At 60.9% G+C, this 19,332-nt stretch carries 14 protein-coding genes and 3 tRNA genes; 4 read left to right on the forward strand and 13 right to left on the reverse strand.

Annotated elements, in window-relative coordinates; genetic code table 11:
• Window positions 1–3 precede the first annotated feature (3 nt).
• The 8 genes from rpiB to KI236_RS07545 all read right to left on the reverse strand — a co-directional run bounded on the left by rpiB (window position 4) and on the right by KI236_RS07545 (window position 8,224).
• Window positions 4–441 carry a ribose 5-phosphate isomerase B gene (rpiB, locus tag KI236_RS07510; RefSeq protein WP_212820772.1) on the reverse strand — a complete coding sequence of 146 codons (438 nt, stop codon included), beginning with the start codon at window positions 439–441 and terminating at the stop codon, window positions 4–6.
• 19 nt (window positions 442–460) lie between these two features.
• Window positions 461–1,273, reverse strand: a complete 813-nt coding sequence (locus KI236_RS07515) for a histidinol-phosphatase HisJ family protein (RefSeq protein ID WP_212820774.1) — start codon at window positions 1,271–1,273, stop codon at window positions 461–463.
• A gap of 7 nt (window positions 1,274–1,280) precedes the next feature.
• Entirely contained in the window at window positions 1,281–2,408 is a 1,128-nt protein-coding gene (gene dnaJ, locus KI236_RS07520; protein WP_212820776.1) for a molecular chaperone DnaJ, read from the reverse strand.
• 65 nt (window positions 2,409–2,473) lie between these two features.
• Entirely contained in the window at window positions 2,474–4,318 is a 1,845-nt protein-coding gene (gene dnaK / locus KI236_RS07525; protein ID WP_212820778.1) for a molecular chaperone DnaK, read from the reverse strand.
• Between the two features lie 74 nt (window positions 4,319–4,392).
• Window positions 4,393–4,965, reverse strand: coding sequence for a nucleotide exchange factor GrpE (gene grpE / locus KI236_RS07530; protein ID WP_212820780.1), 573 nt, complete (start codon window positions 4,963–4,965; stop codon window positions 4,393–4,395).
• On the reverse strand, window positions 4,962–6,014 hold the full coding sequence (hrcA, locus tag KI236_RS07535) for a heat-inducible transcriptional repressor HrcA (RefSeq protein WP_212820782.1): 1,053 nt from the start codon (window positions 6,012–6,014) through the stop codon (window positions 4,962–4,964). The genes grpE and hrcA overlap by 4 nt, the downstream gene beginning before the upstream one ends.
• A gap of 260 nt (window positions 6,015–6,274) precedes the next feature.
• Window positions 6,275–6,922, reverse strand: a complete 648-nt coding sequence (locus KI236_RS07540; protein WP_212820784.1) for a potassium channel family protein — start codon at window positions 6,920–6,922, stop codon at window positions 6,275–6,277.
• 12 nt (window positions 6,923–6,934) lie between these two features.
• Complete coding sequence (locus tag KI236_RS07545) at window positions 6,935–8,224, reverse strand: TrkH family potassium uptake protein (protein WP_212821971.1); 1,290 nt, start codon at window positions 8,222–8,224, stop codon at window positions 6,935–6,937.
• 271 nt (window positions 8,225–8,495) lie between these two features.
• On the opposite strand from KI236_RS07545, the gene KI236_RS07550 reads away from it, so the two are divergent.
• A complete protein-coding gene (locus KI236_RS07550) occupies window positions 8,496–9,998 on the forward strand; it encodes an MATE family efflux transporter (protein ID WP_212820786.1) in 1,503 nt (500 codons plus the stop codon).
• Window positions 9,999–10,144: 146 nt separating this feature from the next.
• Here KI236_RS07550 and ftsH read toward each other — a convergent pair whose 3' ends face one another.
• Window positions 10,145–12,361: an ATP-dependent zinc metalloprotease FtsH gene (gene ftsH / locus KI236_RS07555; protein WP_212820788.1), complete on the reverse strand. Its 2,217-nt coding sequence runs from the start codon at window positions 12,359–12,361 to the stop codon at window positions 10,145–10,147.
• A gap of 362 nt (window positions 12,362–12,723) precedes the next feature.
• Here ftsH and rlmB point away from each other — a divergent pair, with 362 nt between their 5' ends.
• Both rlmB and KI236_RS07565 read left to right on the forward strand, forming a co-directional pair.
• A complete protein-coding gene (rlmB, locus tag KI236_RS07560; protein WP_212820790.1) occupies window positions 12,724–13,497 on the forward strand; it encodes a 23S rRNA (guanosine(2251)-2'-O)-methyltransferase RlmB in 774 nt (257 codons plus the stop codon).
• A 10-nt stretch (window positions 13,498–13,507) separates the two neighbouring features.
• A complete protein-coding gene (locus KI236_RS07565) occupies window positions 13,508–15,664 on the forward strand; it encodes a hypothetical protein (protein ID WP_212820792.1) in 2,157 nt (718 codons plus the stop codon).
• A gap of 216 nt (window positions 15,665–15,880) precedes the next feature.
• Here the strand turns inward: KI236_RS07565 and KI236_RS07570 are convergent.
• The 3 genes from KI236_RS07570 to KI236_RS07580 all read right to left on the reverse strand — a co-directional run bounded on the left by KI236_RS07570 (window position 15,881) and on the right by KI236_RS07580 (window position 16,188).
• Window positions 15,881–15,957 (reverse strand) — tRNA-Val (locus KI236_RS07570).
• A 30-nt stretch (window positions 15,958–15,987) separates the two neighbouring features.
• Window positions 15,988–16,062: transfer RNA gene (locus KI236_RS07575), tRNA-Glu, on the reverse strand.
• A 49-nt stretch (window positions 16,063–16,111) separates the two neighbouring features.
• Window positions 16,112–16,188, reverse strand: a tRNA-Met gene (locus KI236_RS07580).
• 151 nt (window positions 16,189–16,339) lie between these two features.
• Between KI236_RS07580 and KI236_RS07585 the strand changes: the two genes are divergently transcribed.
• On the forward strand, window positions 16,340–17,581 hold the full coding sequence (locus KI236_RS07585; RefSeq protein ID WP_212820794.1) for a dicarboxylate/amino acid:cation symporter: 1,242 nt from the start codon (window positions 16,340–16,342) through the stop codon (window positions 17,579–17,581).
• Window positions 17,582–17,667: 86 nt separating this feature from the next.
• Here the strand turns inward: KI236_RS07585 and groL are convergent, their stop codons facing one another.
• The gene (groL, locus tag KI236_RS07590) at window positions 17,668–19,302 is read right to left on the reverse strand and encodes a chaperonin GroEL (protein WP_212820796.1); all 1,635 of its coding nucleotides are present in this window, start codon (window positions 19,300–19,302) and stop codon (window positions 17,668–17,670) included.
• Window positions 19,303–19,332 lie beyond the last annotated feature (30 nt).

Below are 19,332 nucleotides of genomic sequence, written 5' to 3' on the forward strand. Positions count from 1 at the left end.
TTATCAGGGCTGGATGCTGTCCAGCAGGGCCACGCGCCGGGCGTGGCGGCCTCCCTCAAACTCGGTATTCAGGAAGACCTCCACCATACGCCGGGCCAGGTTGGGGCCCACGATACCCGCACCCATGGCGATGATATTGGCATCGTTATGGCGGCGGGTCATCTCGGCGCTGAGGCTGTCGGAGCAGAGGGCGCAGCGAATACCTTTCACCTTATTGGCGGCGATGGAAATGCCGATGCCGGTGGTGCAGATGACGATGCCCTTGTCGCATTCGCCGGAAGAGACCAGACGGGCCACCTTTTCACCGTAAATGGGATAGTCTACGCTGTCGGTATTATAGCAGCCCACATCCTCAAAGTCGATGTCGTGCTCCTCCAGCCAAATGAGGATGTCCTGCTTGAGCAGATAGCCGCCGTGGTCGCAGCCGATGGCAATTTTCATGGTGATGTCTCCTGTGTTCTTATAGTTTTTTGAATTCGGGCTTTCCGCCGGTAAAGGTGGTGAAATACCGGAATCCGCAGTCCCGGAGGAGCTGCTGGCGCTCCCTTATGACGCAGCCCACATCCTTGGTCTCGTGGGCGTCGGAGCCCAGGGTGATAATTTCGCCCCCCATCTCCCGGTACAGACGCAGCAGGTCTGCGTCCGGCAGGGGCCGGTTTCCGCGGTTGGTATTACACTCGATGCCCACACCCTTGGGAATGACGGTGGAGAAAATCTCCTGTACCCGGTCGCGCCAGGGGTCGAAGGTCAGGTCCATGTTCAGATGCTCCTTGAGATACCGCAGCGGCAGGGTCAGGTGACCCAGGACGCTGAAGCGGCCCCACCTGGCAATGGCCAGAACGCTGTCTAAGTAATCCTCGATGACGGCGGCATAATAGTCGGGACTCTTTCCCGCCTCCAGGAAGTAAAGGTCCAAACAATGGAACTTTTCACTACAAGTATGCACCGAACCGATGGAAAAGTCCAGCTTTTTTGCAGAATTCAGCAAAATTTTCGCTCTGTCGAAGGCCAGATTGGCCTCCCCCAGCTCCGCGCCCAGCTTAATGGACAGTTTATCGCCAAATTTATCCACCGCTTCCAAATATTGGGTCATGGAAGCGTCCCAGTCAAAGCTGTCCCGGGGCTCATTAGACCCCCAATAGATGGTGTCCACATGGTCGGTGATGCAAATTTCATCCAGTCCGGCCCGGAGGGCGGCCTCCGCCGCCTGGGACATGGTCATCTTGCCGTCGGGAGAGCAGGTGCTGTGTACATGGTAATCCGCTGCGTACATAGAGGCCTCACTTCTTCTTGAAAAAGCTCTTGCGCTTTTCGTAATTGTTTTCACCCAGGGTCTCGCTGAACCTGCGCAGGGCTTCCTTCTGCTCCTTATTCAGGCTGCGGGGCGTCTCAATGACCACGGTAACATACTGGTCACCCCGGCCACGGCCATTGAGCACGGGAACACCCTTACCCTTGAGACGGAACACGGTGCCGGTCTGGGTGCCCTCGGGGATGGAATACTTCACCTTGCCGTCGATGGTGGGGATCTCCAGCTCTGCGCCCAGCACCGCCTGGGTGAAGGTGATGGGGGCCTCGCAGAACACATCCACGCCGTCACGGCGGAAAATCTCGTGGGGCTGGACCATAACGGTGATGAGCAGGTCGCCTGCGGGACCGCCATTTTTACCGGCGCCCCCCTGCCCCCGCAGAGAAATGGTCTGGCCGTGGTCGATGCCGGCGGGGATATTGACCTTGATGGTCCTGCGCTTACGCACGGCGCCGCTGCCGCGGCAGTCGGAACAGGGCTGGTGAATGAGACGGCCTGTGCCGCCGCACTTGCGGCAGGGACCGTTGGAGGCGAACACGCCCATAGGGGTCTGGCGGCGGGTCTGAACGGTGCCGGAGCCGTGGCAGTCGGGGCAAATCTCCGGCGTAGTGCCCGGGGCGCAGCCGCTGCCCTTACAGGTGGGGCACTGCTCGCTGCGCTCGATGGTGACGGACTTTTCGCAGCCGAAGGCCGCCTCCGTGAAGCTGATGGAGACACTGGCCCGGATGCTCTCACCCCGCTGGGGGGCATTGGGGTTGCGGCGCTGGCCGCCGAAGCCGCCGCCGAAAAAGCTGCCGAATATATCGCCCAGGTCGCCGAAGTCAAAGCCGCCGCCATAGGCACCGCCCCCGGCTCCCGCGCCGTAGTTGGGGTCTACCCCGGCAAAGCCGAACTGATCGTAGCGGGCCTTTTTCTCCGGGTCGGACAGGACCTCGTTGGCCTCATTGACCTCCTTGAACTTCTCCTCGGCCTCCTTATCGCCGGGGTTCATGTCCGGGTGGTACTTCCGGGCCAGCTTCTTATATGCTTTTTTAATTTCGTCTTCCGAAGCGCCTTTTTGGATGCCCAGCACCTCGTAATAATCTCTTTTTTCAGCCATACAATATTGCTCCTAACGCCACAAACAGGGACAGGTGATCCTGCCCCTAATTTGCGGTTTTTTGGTTACTTGTTCTGATCGTCCTCGTCAACCACCTTGTAGTCGGCGTCGTAGTACTGGCCGCCCTGGGCACCGGCATCGGCGCCGGGCTGCTGGGCAGCGCCGTCACCCTGAGGTGCCTGCTGCTGATACAGCTTCTCGCTCATCTTATAGAACTGCTGGGTCAGCTCCTCGGTAGCGGCCTTGATGGCGTCGCTATCCTCACCCTTGAGCTTCTCCTTCAGCTTGTCGATGCCGGCCTGGATGGGGGCCTTCTCGCTCTCGGGCACCTTGTCGCCCACCTCACTCAGGGTCTTTTCGGCCTGGTAGACCATCTGATCGGCCTGGTTGCGGATCTCCACCTTCTCCTTGATCTTGGCATCCTCGGCGGCATACTGCTCAGCCTCCTTGACGGCCTTCTCAATATCCTCCTTGCTCATGTTGGAGGAAGAGGTGATGGTGATGTGCTGCTCCTTGCCGGTGCCCAGGTCCTTGGCGGAGACATTGACGATGCCGTTGGCATCGATATCGAAGGTGACCTCGATCTGCGGCACGCCGCGGCGGGCCGGGGCGATGCCGTCCAGGTGGAAGCGGCCCAGGCTCTTGTTGGCGGCGGCCATCTCACGCTCACCCTGGAGAACATTGACCTCCACGGAGGTCTGGTTATCGGCAGCAGTGGAGAAGATCTGGCTCTTCTTCACGGGGATGGTGGTGTTGCGCTCGATCAGACGGGTGCAAACGCCGCCCATGGTCTCAATACCCAGGGACAGGGGGGTGACATCCAGCAGCAGCAGACCCTTGACATCGCCGGTGAGAACGCCGGCCTGGAGAGCGGCGCCCATGGCCACGCACTCGTCGGGGTTGATGCCCTTGAAGGGCTCGCTACCGGTGAAGTTCTTCACGGCCTCCACCACGGCGGGGATACGGCTGGAGCCGCCCACCATCAGGACCTTAGCCAGATCAGAGGGCTTCAGGCCCGCATCGCTCATAGCCTGACGCACAGGGCCCATGGTGGCGTCCACCAGATGGCCGGTAAGCTCATTGAACTTAGCCCGGGTCAGGGTGACATCCAGGTGCTTGGGGCCGGTGGCGTCGGCGGTGATATAGGGCAGGTTAATATTGCTGCTGGTGACGCCGGACAGCTCGATCTTGGCCTTCTCGGCGGCCTCCTTCAGACGCTGCATAGCCACCTTATCGCCGGAAAGGTCGATGCCGTCGGTGCGCTTGAATTCACTCACCAGGTACTTCATGATGCACTGGTCGAAGTCATCGCCGCCCAAGCGGTTATTACCGGCGGTGGCCAGGACCTCGATAACGCCGTCGTCAATTTCCAGAATGGACACATCGAAGGTGCCGCCGCCCAGGTCGTAGACCATGATCTTCTGGGCCTGCTCCTTATCCACACCGTAGGCCAGGGCCGCGGCGGTGGGCTCGTTGATGATACGCTTGACCTCCAGGCCAGCGATCTTGCCGGCATCCTTGGTGGCCTGACGCTGGGCATCGGTGAAGTAGGCGGGGACGGTGATAACCGCCTCGGTGACGGGCTGGCCCAGATAGGCCTCGGCGTCACCCTTCAGCTTCTGCAGGATCATGGCGCTGATCTCCTGGGGGGTGTAGGCCTTGCCGTCGATGTTTACCTTGTGGTCGGAGCCCATCTCACGCTTGATGGAGGAGATGGTGCGGTCGGGGTTGGTGATGGCCTGGCGCTTTGCCACCTGACCCACCATACGCTCGCCGGTCTTGGAAAATGCCACCACAGAGGGGGTGGTGCGGTTGCCCTCGGCGTTGGCGATGACAACTGCTTCGCCGCCTTCCATAACGGCTACGCAGGAATTGGTTGTACCCAAATCAATACCGATAACTTTAGACATAATAATTGCCTCCTAAATCTATAAACGATTTTTGATTACTTTTATAACGGGACTGCGCCCGGAACATACCTATTTTAATTGGCCACCTTTACCATGGCGAAGCGGACCACTCTGTCACCCATCTGATAGCCCTTGCGGAATACCTCCGCCACCGTGTTCTCGGCGAGGTTTTCATCGTCGATGTGCATGACGGCGTTGTGCTTTTCCGGGTCAAAGGGCTGGCCCAGGGCCTCGATCTCGGTAACGCCCAGCTTCTCCAGTACGGCGGCGAACTGCTTGCAGATCATCTCCACGCCCTGGCGATGAGGATCGCCCTCCTCGAACTGGCTTACGGCCCGGTCCAGGTTATCCGCCACATCCAGGAAGGGCTTCACGGTGTCCAGCTTGGCATCGGAATAGATGCTCTCCTTCTCCTTGGCGGTGCGCTTACGGTAGTTGTCGTACTCGGCGGCCAGGCGAAGATATTTATCGTTGCCGTCGCTGAGGAGCTTTGCCAGGCTCTCGAACTGCTCCATCTGCTCCCGGCTGACGGTGAAGGTCTCCTCCACCTCCGGCACCTCCGGCGTTTCCTCTGTCGGGGTCTCCTGCGCGGTCTCCGGGGCGGTCTGCTCCGGCTGCTCCATATCCTTTTTCTTTTTTTCACTCATTTTTTATTCTCCTCTCCCGGGGGTAGCTCCCGGGGCTTTTCAAACATACGGCTGAGGCTCTCGGCAAAGTAGCTGAGCCGGGCCGCCACAGTGGCATAGTCCATGCGGGTGGGGCCTACCACCCCCACAAGGCCCCGCATATTCTCGCCTATATCATAGCTGGCAATGACCACACTGCTGTCCTTCAGGGCGTCGTTTACATTCTCCGGGCCGATGAGAATCTGCATAGGAGCCCCGCCCACGGGAACAGGCAGGTCCTCCTTGCTGTCGGAAATAAAACTCATAAGCTCGTGGGCCTTGTCGGCGTCCCGATACTCCGGGAACTTCAAAATCTGGCTGGCGCCGCCGGTAAACACCTGCTGGGTCTGGGCCTGGGTGAGCAGCTCTCCGGCGTAGTCCACCACTTGGTTGAGCAGCAGAAACCACTGGCCCTCCACCTGGTCGCTGAGATTCATCAGGTGTCCGTTCATCTCCGGGGCGGAGATGCCGATAAAGTGGGTGTTGAGCAGGTGGCTGATTTGGCGCAGATGCTCCTCCTCCACCAATAATTGCAGGTGCATGAGCTGGCTTTTGACCCGGCTGTCGGACAGCATCACCACGGCAATAAAGCTATCGCTGCTGACGGCAATAAGTTCGAAGCGCCGGACCGTAACGGCCTGCTTATGATCGGCCACGGCATAGGCCGGGTAGCCCACCAGGGTGGAAGCCATCTGCCCCGCCCGAGCCACCACCTGATCGATCTGCTGCATCCGGCCGCCCAGAGCGGAGGTGATCTTCTCGGCCTCCTCGCTTGTGACGGTCTTGTGCTCCATGAGCTCGTTGACATACAGCCGGTAGCCCTTGGCCGACGGGATACGCCCGGCGGAGGTGTGGGGCTGCTCCAAATAGCCCATTTCCTCCAGGTCCGCCAGCTCGTTGCGCACGGTGGCGGAGCTGATCTTGCCGGGCATCCGCTCCACAACGGTCTTGGAGCCGATAGGCTCGGCAGACTGGATGTAGCCCTCGGTGACGATCTTCAGTATTTGCTTTTTTCGATCTGTCATTTCCATAGCTTTCTCCGTTTTTAGCACTCTATTCTCCCGAGTGCTAAACGCAGTTTACCACCTGTTTCCGCAGATGTCAAGAGGTGTCAATGTTAAACTATTGTGAACACGGAGCGTTTTTGCCGCGGGGTCGGCGCAGCGGGCCGGGAAGGCCGCAGCCTCCGGATCAAGGGCAGAATAAGCCCGCCCTTCGGCGCATGGCACCGAAGGGCGGGTACATCCGTTCCTGCCGCTATCGCAGAATTTCTTTACCGTCCGTAGGGCGCTTACAGACGGAAGTGTTTTTTCAGCCGCTGGTTTTCTCCCAGCACCAGCAAGGTCACGCTCCCGTCCAGCACGGTTTCCGGCGAGACATTTACCTCGGTTTTACCGTTTCGCTTCACGCCGAGGATATTGACGCCGTATTTCCTGCGGATATCCAGCTGGCCAATGCTGTGGCCCTGCCAGCTTTCCGGCACGGCGACCTCGATGATGGCGTGGTTTTCATCCAGCTCTATGTAGTCGAAGATGTGGTTGGCGGTATAGCGAATGGCCGCCCATTTTGCCAGCTGCTTTTCCGGGTAGGCCACTGCGTCCGCGCCGTTACGCAGCAGGAATTTCGCCTGCACATCCCGCTCGGCCCGGGACACCACATATTTTGCGCCCAGCTCCTTGAGCAGCGATGTTGTTTCCAGAGAGTTCTGAAAGCTCCCGCTGATGGTAACATAGCAAACATCATAGTTGCCAACACCCAGCGAGCGCAGAAAATCCACCCGGGTGCTGTCGCCGATCTGCGCGTTGGTGACAAAGGGCATACACTCGTTGACCCGCTCCTCGTCCCTGTCCACCGCCATTACCTGGTGTCCCAGCCTGCTCAGCTCCATAGCCAAATGCCGCCCGAAGCGGCCAAGTCCAATCAATAATACGCTTTTCATCGTGTACTCCTTTCAGCCTACGGTGATTTTTTCCTGGGGATACCGGGCATAAGTGAGATCATGCCCGGAAAATGCGGCGTAGATCAGGGTCAGTCCCCCTACACGCCCGAAGAACATCAGCAGAATGAGTATTCCCTGGGACAGCGTACCCAACTGTGGTGTCAGGCCCAGTGTCAGGCCCACCGTTCCCGCAGCGGAGGCCGTTTCATAGAGGCAGGCCCCCAGCGGCAGCCCCTCCACAGCGCCGATGATCGCCGCGCCGGCAACGGTCAGCGCCAAATACAGCAGCAGAATGGCGGCAGCGTTCCGCACAGCGGAGGGCTCCAGCCGGCGCCTAAAAAGCTGCGGGTCCTCCCGCCTGAAAAAGGCGGCCACCGCGTTGGCGGCCAGCACAGCCAGCGTTGTCACCTTCATACCGCCTGCGGTGGAGCCGGGGGCGCCGCCGGTGAGCATCAGCAGGATCGTAACCGCCCGGGAGATATTGCTCATTTCCGTCAGATCCACTGTATTGTAGCCGGCCGTTCGGGGCGTGACCGCCTGAAAGAGCGACGCCAAAATGCGCTGCCCTGTGGGAAGGTTCGAAAAGTCCGTCAGGAAAAACAGCAGCGCCGGAAGCACAATCAAAACTGCCGATACGCTCAAAATGACCTTGCTCTGCATACGGTAGCGCCGCAGGTGCAGGCCGTGGGTGCAAACATCATCCCATGTCAGAAAGCCGATGCCGCCCACGACGATCAGCAGCATAATGACGATATTCACCAGTGGATCGGCGGCATACGCCGTCAGGGAGGGGTACAGCGTCCCGGCACGGCCGAGAATATCGAATCCCGCGTTGCAGAAGGCGGAAATAGAGTGAAAGACCGCCATCCATACCCCCCGCAGGCCGTAGTCCCGGCAAAAGGCCGGCAGCAGCGCCAGGGCGCCCACCAGCTCTACCAGGAATGTCCCCCTGAGAATAAATCTCGTCAGGCGCACGATGCCGCCCACCGCCGGAGCAGAGATGGCATCCTGCATGGCGCTGCGCTCCTGCAGCGAGATATTTTTCCCCGAGAGCATCAGAAATGTTACAGCCGCCGTAATGACGCCCAGTCCGCCCACCTGGATCAGTAGCAGAATAACCCCCTGGCCGAACGAGGACCAGTAGGTGCCGGTGTCCTGCACCACCAGTCCCGTCACGCAGACGGCGGAGGTGGAGGTAAAAAGCGCCTGGGAAAACGGCGTCCAAGCCCGCTTAGCCGCCGAGAGCGGCAGCATCAGCACCAGGGCGCCCAGCAGGATAACCCCCGCAAAGCCTAAAATCATGATCTGAAAGGATGTTAAGCGGCGTTTCCGCCGGAAACCTGTCTCTGTCACACAGCTCACCTCCTAAAATGGACCTTACTCCCAATTTCGCGTACAGTAGTATAGCACGGTTTTTCTATTTTGGCTGTATAGATTTTGTTAAACATAGGCAGCGTGCCGAAAAAATTCTTTTCACCCCGCTGCCTATACCTTTGAAAAAGCCTCCGGACGGAGTTGATAGAAGTGTTTTTCTATGATAGAATCAAGGTAACACACTTCTGGAGGTGCGACCTTGAAAACGGATCCCCTGGCTCAGCTGCGCGCCGGCGCGCCGCTGACTACCCGTCAGCAGCTGTCCCTGACGCTGCAGCTCAGTTGGCCGGCCATTATGGCAAAGCTCGCCACCATCATCATGCAGTATATCGATGCAGCTATGGTGGGCCGTCTGGGTGCGGCCCAGGCGGCGGCGGTGGGGCTGGTGGCCTCCACCACCTGGCTCTTCGGAGAGCTGTCTTATGCGGCGGCTATGGGCTTCAATGTGCTGACGGCCCAGCGGGTAGGCGGCGGCCGCTTGGCCGAGGCCCGCAATATCCTCAAGCAGGCGCTGGTGCTGTGCCTGGGGTTCAGCGTGGTCATGGCAATGCTGGCGGCGGCACTGTCCGGGCCGCTGCCCGGAATACTTCGGGCAGACCGGGACATTTGGCAGGATGCCTCCGCCTACTTCCTGGTGTATAGCCTGTTTCTGCCCGCCCTCCAGCTCAATAATGTGGCGGCCGGCCAGCTGCAGGCCACAGGCAATATGCGCACGCCCGGTATCTGCATGGTGGTCATGTGCGTGCTGGATGTCGTGTTCAACACCCTGTTTATTTTCCCTACCGGTACCATCCGGCTCGGCTCCCTGGCCCTCCCCGGCGCCGGGCTGGGCACGGCAGGCGCCGCGCTGGGTACAGGCCTTGCTGAGCTGGTGATCGCTCTGTATCTGCTGCATTTTGTTCTGCGCCGCAATCCGGTGCTCCGTTTGCAAAAAGGCGAGCCTCTGCGTTTTAATCGGACACAGCTATGCACCATGCTCTGCATTGCCGCGCCTGTGGCCTCGGAGAAGGTCATACTGACCACAGCGCAGATCGTGTGTACCGCTATCGTGGCGCCCCTGGGCATGGTGGCCATCGCCGCCAACTCCTTTGCGGTCACGGCGGAGAGTCTGTGCTATATGCCCGCCTTCGGAATTCAGGGGGCCGCGGCTATGCTGGTGGGGCAGTGCGTGGGCGCAGGGCGGCGGCAGATGGCCCGCCGGCTGGGCTGGGTCACGGTGCTGCTGGGTGTAGTCATCATGGTCATCACCAGCGGGCTACTGTATCTCTTAGCTCCGCAGATGATGGCAATATTGACACCGAACCCGGACATCATCGCCCTGGGCACCCGTGTTCTGCGCATCGAGGCCTTTGCCGAGCCTCTGTTCGGCGCATCCATCGTGGCCGGCGGCGTATTTCAGGGCGCCGGCAGCACGCTGATACCCACGCTTTTCAATTTGGGAACTATGTGGGGCATCCGCATACCCCTGGCGTGGCTGGCTGCGCCCCGCTGGGGGCTGCCCGGCGTATGGGCGGCTATGTGCCTGGAGCTGTGCGTCCGGGGTATTCTCTATCTGATACGGATGGCCGGCAAGCGCTGGCTCCCCGTCCTGGAAGCCCAAGGTGCCGCCCACAGCGTGTCCGCAGCGGAAGGGGGCCCAGTATCCACACCCCCCGAGGGGGAGATGGCAGGAGACGGTATGCCTGCCGTCAAGGACAGATAAGCTAACAACGAAAAAGTGCTGAAAGGAAGGCTTTTCGCCCATAATTTCCGCCCATAAAATGCCCCGGCCCGCAGGTCAGCACCCTGCAGGCCGGGGATGCTTTATTCTCTTGGCAATCTGCACTGTTTCAGCCCGGCGCAGGGGGGTTACCCCTGGGTCTGGTCGGGCTTATCCGCATCCGCAGAGGGCTTATCCTCCCCCTCGGCAGGCTTATCCTCCCCCTCGGCAGGCTTATCCTCCCCCTCGGCAGGCTTATCCTCCCCCTCGGCAGGCTTATCCTCCCCCTCGGCAGGACTTTCCTCCCGGGGCGCGTCAAAATCCGGCATGGGGATGGGCTCAGACACAATATTTATGTGCTTGGCCGGAGCCTCGATGCTGTTGGGGGTGGAGGGGCGGAAGGCCTTGGGCGCATCCTCCCGGGTGGCGCCGTAGTTGTCCACGGTCTCCGGGTCCCGGCCCTCGATAATGGCCATCATCTCCTGGCCGGTAATGGTCTCCTTTTGCAGCAGGTAAGCGGCGATCTTGTCCAGCAGCTCCCGGTTGTTCTGCAAAATTTCCTTGGCCTCCCGGTGGCACTGGCGAATGATCTTGATGGTCTCCCGGTCCGCCGCCGCGTAGGTCTCCTGGGCGCAGGTCATGGAGTAGCTGCCGTCCAGGTACTGGCTCTGCACAGACCCCAGGGCCATCATGTCAAACTCGTCGCACATACCGAACCGGGCCACCAGGTTTCTCGCCAGCTCCGTGGCCCGCTCAATGTCGTTGGCTGCGCCGGAGGTCATGGTGTTGCAGACGATCTCCTCACTGGAGCGGCCTGCCAGCAGCGTGCGGATTTCCGTCAGAATGTCCTCCTTGGACATGAGGAACTTCTCCTCCTCCGGCAGGTGCAGGGTGTAGCCCAGAGCCCCCTGGGTATGGGGGACGATGGTGATTTTGCTCACGGGCTGGGCATTTTTCTGCTTGGCGGCCACCAGGGCGTGGCCCACCTCGTGATAGGCGATGATGCGCTTTTCCTGGTCGGTGATGACGGTGCCCTTCTTCTCCGAGCCGGCAATGACCACCTCGAAGGCCACCAGCAGGTCGTTCTGATTCACGGCCTTGCGGCCCTTGCGCACCGCCCGGAGGGCGGCCTCGTTCACCAGGTTTGCCAGGTCTGCGCCCACGCAGCCGGCGGTGGCCTGGGCAATCTTTTCCAGATTCACATCCTCGGCCAGATGGATGTTGCGGGTGTGGACCTGCAGGGTAGCCAGGCGGCCCGCCAGGTTGGGCCGGTCCACGGTGATGCGCCGGTCGAAGCGGCCGGGACGCAGCAGAGCCTTGTCCAGCACCTCCGGGCGGTTGGTGGCGCCCAGGACGATAACGCCCTTGCTGGGGTCAAAGCCGTCCAGCTCCGCCAGCAGCTGGTTCAGGGTCTGCTCCCGCTCATCGTTGCCGCCGAAGCGGCTGGCATCACGGGACTTGCCGATGGTGTCGATCTCGTCGATGAAGATGATGCAGGGGGCCACCTTGGCCGCCTCCTTGAAGAGGTCACGCACGCGGCTGGCGCCCACGCCCACGAACATCTCCACAAAGTCGGAGCCGGAGATGGAGAAAAACGGCACATTGGCCTCCCCTGCCACAGCCTTGGCCAGCAGGGTTTTACCCGTACCGGGGGAGCCCACCAGCAGCGCGCCCTTGGGGAGCTTGGCGCCGATGGCGGTGTACTTGCCGGGATTGTGGAGGAAGTCGATGATCTCCTCCAGGGATTCCTTGGCCTCGTCCTGCCCGGCTACATCCTTAAAGGTGATGCCGGTGGATTTCTCCATATACACCTTGGCGTTGGACTTACCCACGCTGCCGATGCCGCCGATACCGCCGCTGCTCTTGCTCAGCAGGCGCATCACCAGCAAAAATGCCCCCAGCATCAAAATCGTGGGCAGGATATAGGAGATCATAAACTGCAAAATGGGGCTCATCTGCTCCACCACCGGAGCGGTGTAGGCCACATGATGCTCATCCAGCAGGTCGTAGAAATTGTTGCTGTTGATTTGCGTGGTGTAAAGAGTGACCTTGGTTTTCTCGGAGTTTGTGTAGGTTTTGGGCTCCTTGCCGCTCTCATCGGTATAGACATAGCCATCGATGGGGGTGGCGAGGATCTGTCCGTTTTTAAACTCCACCCGGGCGATTTTGTCCTCTCGGACCAGATCGGTCAGGGCGCTGAAATCCACCTCGAAGCTGGTGGCCTTGTTGGCCGCGTTGCCGGTATAGGCGGCAAAATAGTTAAAACCGATGGTCAGCACTACGGCCCAGGCCAGCAGCACCAGCACACCCCGAAGGTTTCGGTTATTTTTGCTGTTTTTGTTGTTCTTGTTGTTTTTTGAGTCCATAGTCGGCCTCCTTCCGCTTAGAAAGACATTGCGATCAATGGAAGTATATCATACAAAGCACAAGCAAACAAGGGCGGAAAACCCCCGCCGTGTAAAATTTCTATGAATTGACCTTTCTATTATGCCCCGCGTGTGCTATACTAAAAACTGTCGAAAAATCCTTTGGATTTTTCCGACAAAAGGATTGCAGTCTGCTGCGCGCATAATTTTTGCGCCGGGCGCAAAAATTCCACACTGGCAGCCTGAGAGGTATTTTCCCCCACGCACATGTCGCGGTGAAAAATGATTTTAATTTTTCGCGTCTGCGGACGCGAACTCTGCGAGGCTTTTCATTTCTTATTCTTATATAGCGAGGATCATCTATGAGAGACAACGACAAACAGAGGTCCCTGCCCCAGGCGGAGGCGGACGGCATCATCGAGGGCCGCAACGCCGTCATCGAGGCCCTGCGCTCCGGGGAGACCATCGACAAAATTTACCTGGCCAAGGGGGAGACGGACAAGACCCTGGGCCACATCGCCTCCCGGGCCCGGGAAAAGGGCATCGTGGTGGTGGAGGCCGACCGGCGCAAGCTGGACGGCATGAGCCGCACCCACGCCCATCAGGGAGTCATAGCCCTGGCGGCCATGCGGGAATATGTGTCCGTGCAGTCCCTGCTGGACGCCGCCGCTGAAAAGGGTGAGGCGCCGCTGCTGGTGGTCTGCGACGAGATCTCCGACCCCCACAATCTGGGGGCCATCCTCCGCACCGCCGAGTGTGCCGGGGCCCACGGGGTCATCATTCCCATGCGCCGCTCCGCCGGTCTCACGGCCATTGTGGGCAAAACCTCCGCAGGCGCAGTGAGCTATATACCCGTGGCAAGGGTTTCTAACCTCCCGGCTACATTGGAGGAGCTGAAAAAGAAGGGCGTGTGGGTCTACGGCACCGCCGCCGAGGGGACGACCTCCCTCTACGATGCCGATCTCAAGGGCCCGGCGGCCATTGTCATCGGCTCCGAGGGCAGCGGCATGGGCCGTCTGGTCCGAGAGAAATGCGACTTTCTGGTGAGCATTCCCATGAAGGGGCATATTTCCTCTCTCAACGCCTCCGCTGCCGCAGCAATTTTGTTATATGAGGCGGTGCGCCGCCGGATGTAAGCGAGGACAAATGAGCAAATACACCGAGGAAGAACTGAATCGGGTCCTGTCCGACACCGGAGAGCTGCTGAAAGACATTCCCCTGTCTCAGGACTATGACCTGGAGGACATTTTGGCGGAGTTCGGCACAGGCGCCACCAAGCCCAAGGCGCCGAGCCGGCCGGAGAGCCCGGAGCCGGAAGCGTCCCCCCCTGTGGCGGAGGAGTCGGAGCCTGCCCCGGCGCCCCCGCCTGCGGAGCTTGCCCCGGAGCCGGAAACGGCGGAGGAACCCGCCCCCGCCGGGGACGAGACTGCCGAAGCCGCCTCCGACCCGGAGGAGCCGAAGGAGCGGCTAGTGTCCCTGGAGGATGTGATGGACCGCACCGTATCCGCCGTCATGGAGGAGGAGTCCGCCCAGCGGCAGATGGAGATGGCCCAGGAGGAGGCAGCGGCCCGCAAGGCCAAAAGAGCTGCCCTGCGCCGGGCACGCCTGGCGGCCTGCAGGTCCTTTTTCCGGAAGCTGATGGCGGCTAAATCCCGTCCCATCCCGAAGGAGGATGAGGAGGCCCTCCCTCCGGAGCCGGACATGGATGAGGCGGAGTTCGAGCAAAAGCGCCTGTGCCGCCGCCACCGGGGGGCAGCATTGCGCTGCCTGCTGCCCGCGGCTTTGCTGGTGGGCATCACGGCGGCGGAGGCCCTTGTGACCCTGCCCGCCTTTTGGACGGATACCCCCGCCCTCCGCTTCGGTACGGTGGGCGGCCTGCTGCTGCTGGAGGCAGCCTTTGCCCTGCCCCTGTGGCGGGAAATGGCCGCGCTTTTCCGGGAGCGCCGCTTCAGCTGCGCCGCCGGCGCGCTGGTGCTTTTCCTATCCTGCATCGCCGACTGCGTATGGTGCCTGGTCAGAGGGGGCGAGCATCTGCCCCTGGCCGGGGCGGCGGCGCTGGTGATCTTCTGCTGCCAGTGGGGCGCTTTCCTGCGGTGTGAAGGCCGCCGGGAGAGCTTTCACCTGGCCAATCTCGGAGGCACCCCGCCCTGGGGTGTTTCAAAAACCGAGGCAGGCGCCGTGAAGCAAAGCGGACGGATAGACGGCTTTTACACCCACACCATGACCCCGGATCCCATAGAAAAAGGGCAAAACCTGCTTCTGCCTCTGCTGCTGGCCACGGCCTGCGTTTTGGCCGGGGTGGTATGCCTGTCGGATGTAAAGCCCGGGCAGCCCTTCTGGGTGCTCACGGCCCTGCTGACGGCGGCCATGCCCCTGTCTCTCCCTGTGGCGGGAGCGCTGCCCACGCGGCTGCTGGCCCGGCGTCTCAGCCACAGCGGCTGCGCCGTGGCGGGGTATTGCGGGGCAAAGAATGTCAGCGGCTTTCGCCGCATTATCATTACCGATGAGGACCTGTTCCCCTCCGGCACCCTGTCTCTCCACGGGCTGAAGATTTACGGGGAGGAGCTGGGCCGGGTGCTGTCCTATGCGGTGGCCGTAGCCCGGGCGGCGGACAGCCAGGCCCTGCCGCTTTTGGAGCAGATGCTCTCGGATAACGGTGGACACGCAGAAAAGCTGGACGATTTCCGCTGGTATGAGGAGGGCGGTGCCGGCGGCTCCATCCACGGGGAGACGGTGCTTCTGGGCAGCGCCTATTTCATGCGCAAGCAAAAGGTACGCCTGCCCAAGGATCTGAAGGTCCCCTCGGGGCTGTTTTTGGCGGTGGACGGCCAGCTCACAGCCATTTTTGCCCTGCGCTATCAGCCCTCTCGCAATGTGGACTGGGCGCTCCGGGCGCTGCGGCGCAACCGGGTGATCCCGGTGCTGGCGGTGCGGGGGTGCAACCTCACCCCGGATTTCCTGCGCCGAAGCTTCAAGGTGGATGCAAAGCCCATTTATCCGGATGTGCAGACCCGGCTCACCCTGCTGGAAAAGACCCGGGCGGTGGCCCCGGCCCACGCGCTTATTTACCGGGACGGGCTCATGCCCTATGCAGAAACCGTGCTGGGCTGCCGAAAACTGCTGCTGGCGGTGCGCCGGACCGGGGCTCTGGTGTGCCTGGCGGCGGTGGCGGGCCTGCTGCTGTGCTACTACCTCACGGGTATCGGCGGCTATGCATCCCTGACCCCTCTGCGGCTGGTGCTGTTCCAGCTCTTGTGGCTGCTGCCGGGCCTGCTGCTGGCGGGGCAGGTGAAATATTTCTAAGCCTGCAGCTTGGGGCTCTCGATGCCCTCCGGCTCCTCCTCCCGATGATTCGGCACAACCACGGCAGCGGAAGAAATGGCCGCAATCCCATGTAAAAAAATACGCCCGGAGGATTCTTCCATCCTCCGGGCATAAATAGCAGCAGGAATTATTTTTGATAAAAATGAAAAATCCGAACTCGCTCCTCCTGGGGAAGAAGTTCGGATTTTTCATTTTTGGTGGAGACTGCTGGACTCGAACCAGTGACCTCCTGCGTGTGAAGCAGGCGCTCTAACCAGCTGAGCTAAGCCTCCTTATTCGGCAACCCGTTACGGATTGCCTTGTGGTGACCCGTACGGGACTCGAACCCATGTTACAGCCGTGAAAGGGCCGTGTCTTAACCACTTGACCAACGGGCCGTTTTTTTGAAAGGGGGTCCCCTGAGATGCTCTGCATCTCAGGGGAAAATGGTAGCGGCGACTGGATTTGAACCGGTGACACTGCGGGTATGAACCGCATGCTCTAGCCAACTGAGCTACGCCGCCATGTATCCACCCCTGACAGGCAAGAGTTATGATACCATACCCGTCCCGGAATGTCAATTCTTTTTTTCAAAAACCCGTGCATTTTTTAACCCGGGACATACACCGGCCCCGCCGATGCCGCATAGAGTGGAGAGCGGAAAGGAGAGGGCCTATGGAAAAGAAAACTGTGCTGAAAAACTATGGATTTTTGGCCGTGATGCTGCTGGCCATGCTCACCGGCTGCCTGTTCGGCCAGCTGCTGCCCAAGGCGGCTGAAGCCGTGAAGCCCCTGGGGACGGTGTTCATCAACATGATGTTCTGCGTGGTGGTGCCGCTGGTGTTCGTGTCCATCGCCGGAGCCGTGGCCAACATGGGGAGCCTGCGCCGGGCGGGGAAGATCATGGGCGTCACGGTGGCGGTGTTCGTGGTCACGGGGACCATCGCGGCGGTGCTTATGTTCGTGCTGATGAAGCTGGTGCCGCCGGTGCTGACGCCCTGGCAGGAGATCCCGGCGGGAGAAATAGGGGCCCACGCCTCCACCTCGGAGATGCTGGTGAATTTCTTCACCGTGGAGGATTTCGCGGGCCTGCTGAGCCGCAAGGCCATGCTGCCGCTGATCGTGTTCTCGGTGCTTTTCGGCTTTGCCGCCAACATGGCAGGCGGGGCGGAGACAGCGGTGGCCAAGTGGCTAAGCGGCATGACGGAGGTCATGCTGAAATTCGTAAAAATCATCACCTACTATGCGCCGGTGGCCTTTTTCGCCATCTTCGCAAACCTTGTAGCCACCTACGGCCCTCAGATCGCCGGGGCCTATGGCCGGGCGCTGGCGGTGTATTATCCCCTGTGCCTGGTGTATGTGTTCACGGCGTTCCCGCTGTTTTCCCGGTTCGGCGGCGGACGCCGGGGGCCGGGGGTGATGCTGCGCAACATCGGCCGGCCCGCCCTGGTGTCCCTGGGCACCTGCTCCTCGGTGGCCACCATCCCCTCCAACCTGGAGGCGGCGGAGCGCAGCGGCATCAGCCGGGATGTGGCGGAAATGGTCATCCCCCTGGGCGCCACCATGCACATGGACGGCTCCTGCTTTAGCTGCGTGCTGAAGGTGGCCTTCGTATGGGGGGTGTTCGGTCAGGAGCTGCGCTGGAGCAGTCTGCCGGCTGTGGTAACGGTAGCGGTGCTGTCGTCGGTGGGCATGAGCGGCGTACCCGGCGGCGGCTACATAGGCGAGTACATTATATGCTCCCTGTTTTTCCCCACGCAGATGGAGCTGGCCTTCCCCATCCTGGTGGCCATCGGCAACCTGGTTGACCCACCGGCCACCATGATAAACGCCTCCGGGGACTATGTGATCTCGTTCATCGTTTCCCGTTTCGCAGACGGGAAAAACTGGCTGGAAAAGGCCCTGGCCAAGGAGTAAGAAAATTTTCCCGACAGACCGAAGCAAGGCGGCACACCTGCGTGCGCCGCCTTGCTTTATACTTTGGTAATTGACTTTTCGGGGGATCAATACATACCGCCCATGCCGCCCATGTCAGGTGCGGGAGCTGCGGGTGCGGCAGGCTGGGGCTTATCGGCCACCAGGGACTCGGTGGTCAGCACCATGCCGGAGACGCTGGCGGCATTCTCCAGAGCGGAGCGGGTCACCTTGGCGGGATCCACGATGCCGCTGGCGATCATGTCGCAGTACTCCTCCTTGTAGGCGTCGAAGCCGTAGCCGTTCTTGCCGGAGGAGCGGACCTTCTCCAGGATCACAGAGCCGTCCAGACCCGCGTTGGCTGCGATCTGGCGGATGGGCTCCTCCAGAGCCTTGGCCACGATCTGCACGCCGGTCTTTTCGTCGCCCTCCACCTTATCCAGCAGAGCGGTGACAGCGGGGATGGTGTTCACATAGATGGTGCCGCCGCCGGCCACGATACCCTCTTCCACGGCGGCCTTGGTGGCGTTCAGCGCGTCCTCGATGCGGAGCTTCTTCTCCTTCATCTCCGTCTCGGTAGCAGCGCCCACCTTGATAACGGCCACGCCGCCGGCCATCTTGGCCAGGCGCTCCTGCAGCTTCTCCTTGTCATACTCGCTGGTGGTCATGCCGATCTGGCTGCGGATCTGCGCCACGCGGTCGGCAATGGCCTGCTTGTCGCCGGCGCCGTCCACGATGATGGTGTTCTCCTTGGTCACCTTCACCTGCCGGGCACGGCCCAGCATGTCAACGGTGGCATCCTTCAGGGTCAGGCCCAGCTCCTCGCTGATAACCTGGCCGCCGGTGAGGATGGCAATATCCTGCAGCATTTCCTTGCGGCGGTCGCCGAAGCCGGGGGCCTTCACGCACACCACATTCAGGGTGCCGCGCAGACGGTTCACGATCAGGGTGCTCAGGGCCTCGCCCTCCACATCCTCGGCGATGATGAACAGCTTCTTGCCCGCCTGGACCAGCTGCTCCAGCAGGGGCAGGATCTCGGAGATAACGGAGATCTTCTTATCGGTAATGAGGATGTAAGCGTCGTCGATAACAGCCTCCATCTTCTCGGTGTCGGTGACCATGTAGGGGGTGATGTAGCCACGGTCAAACATCATGCCCTCCACCACCTCGCTGTAGGTCTCGGCGGTCTTGGACTCCTCGATGGTAATAACGCCATCGGCGCTGACCTTCTCCATAGCCTCGGCAATGAGCTTGCCGATAAAGGCGTCGCCGGAGGACACGGTACCCACACGGGCAATGTCATCGGAGCCATTGACCTTCTGGCTCTGGGCGTGGATGGAGCTTACCGCGGCCTCCACAGCCTTGGCCATGCCCTTCTTCATAACGATGGGATTGGCACCGGCGGCCAGGTTCTTCAGGCCCTCCCGGACCATGGCCTGGGCCAGCAGGGTGGCGGTGGTGGTGCCGTCGCCGGCCACATCGTTGGTCTTGGTGGAAACCTCCCGCACCAGCTGTGCGCCCATGTTCTCAAAGGGATCGTCCAGCTCGATCTCCTTGGCGATGGACACGCCGTCGTTGGTGATCAGGGGAGAGCCGAACTTCTTATCCAGCACCACATTGCGGCCCTTGGGGCCCAGGGTGACCTTTACGGTATCGGCCAGCTGATTGACGCCGGACTCCAGAGCCTTCCGGGCCTCGTCGCCGCGCTTAATAATCTTAGACATATTGATTGCCTCCTATATTGCAGATAATGA

The sequence above is a fragment of the Vescimonas fastidiosa genome (genome assembly GCF_018326305.1).
GTDB lineage: Bacteria > Bacillota > Clostridia > Oscillospirales > Oscillospiraceae > Vescimonas > Vescimonas fastidiosa.

Coding starts and splice junctions, on each gene's coding strand:
- KI236_RS07515 (WP_212820774.1), bottom strand. CDS start 1,273: ATGTACGCAGCGGATTACCATGTACACAGCACCTGCTCTCCCGACGGC.
- hrcA (WP_212820782.1), bottom strand. CDS start 6,014: ATGGAAATGACAGATCGAAAAAAGCAAATACTGAAGATCGTCACCGAG.
- dnaK (WP_212820778.1), bottom strand. CDS start 4,318: ATGTCTAAAGTTATCGGTATTGATTTGGGTACAACCAATTCCTGCGTA.
- rlmB (WP_212820790.1), top strand. CDS start 12,724: ATGAGAGACAACGACAAACAGAGGTCCCTGCCCCAGGCGGAGGCGGAC.
- ftsH (WP_212820788.1), bottom strand. CDS start 12,361: ATGGACTCAAAAAACAACAAGAACAACAAAAACAGCAAAAATAACCGA.
- dnaJ (WP_212820776.1), bottom strand. CDS start 2,408: ATGGCTGAAAAAAGAGATTATTACGAGGTGCTGGGCATCCAAAAAGGC.
- groL (WP_212820796.1), bottom strand. CDS start 19,302: ATGTCTAAGATTATTAAGCGCGGCGACGAGGCCCGGAAGGCTCTGGAG.
- KI236_RS07585 (WP_212820794.1), top strand. CDS start 16,340: ATGGAAAAGAAAACTGTGCTGAAAAACTATGGATTTTTGGCCGTGATG.
- rpiB (WP_212820772.1), bottom strand. CDS start 441: ATGAAAATTGCCATCGGCTGCGACCACGGCGGCTATCTGCTCAAGCAG.
- KI236_RS07540 (WP_212820784.1), bottom strand. CDS start 6,922: ATGAAAAGCGTATTATTGATTGGACTTGGCCGCTTCGGGCGGCATTTG.
- KI236_RS07565 (WP_212820792.1), top strand. CDS start 13,508: ATGAGCAAATACACCGAGGAAGAACTGAATCGGGTCCTGTCCGACACC.
- KI236_RS07545 (WP_212821971.1), bottom strand. CDS start 8,224: ATGATTTTAGGCTTTGCGGGGGTTATCCTGCTGGGCGCCCTGGTGCTG.
- grpE (WP_212820780.1), bottom strand. CDS start 4,965: ATGAGTGAAAAAAAGAAAAAGGATATGGAGCAGCCGGAGCAGACCGCC.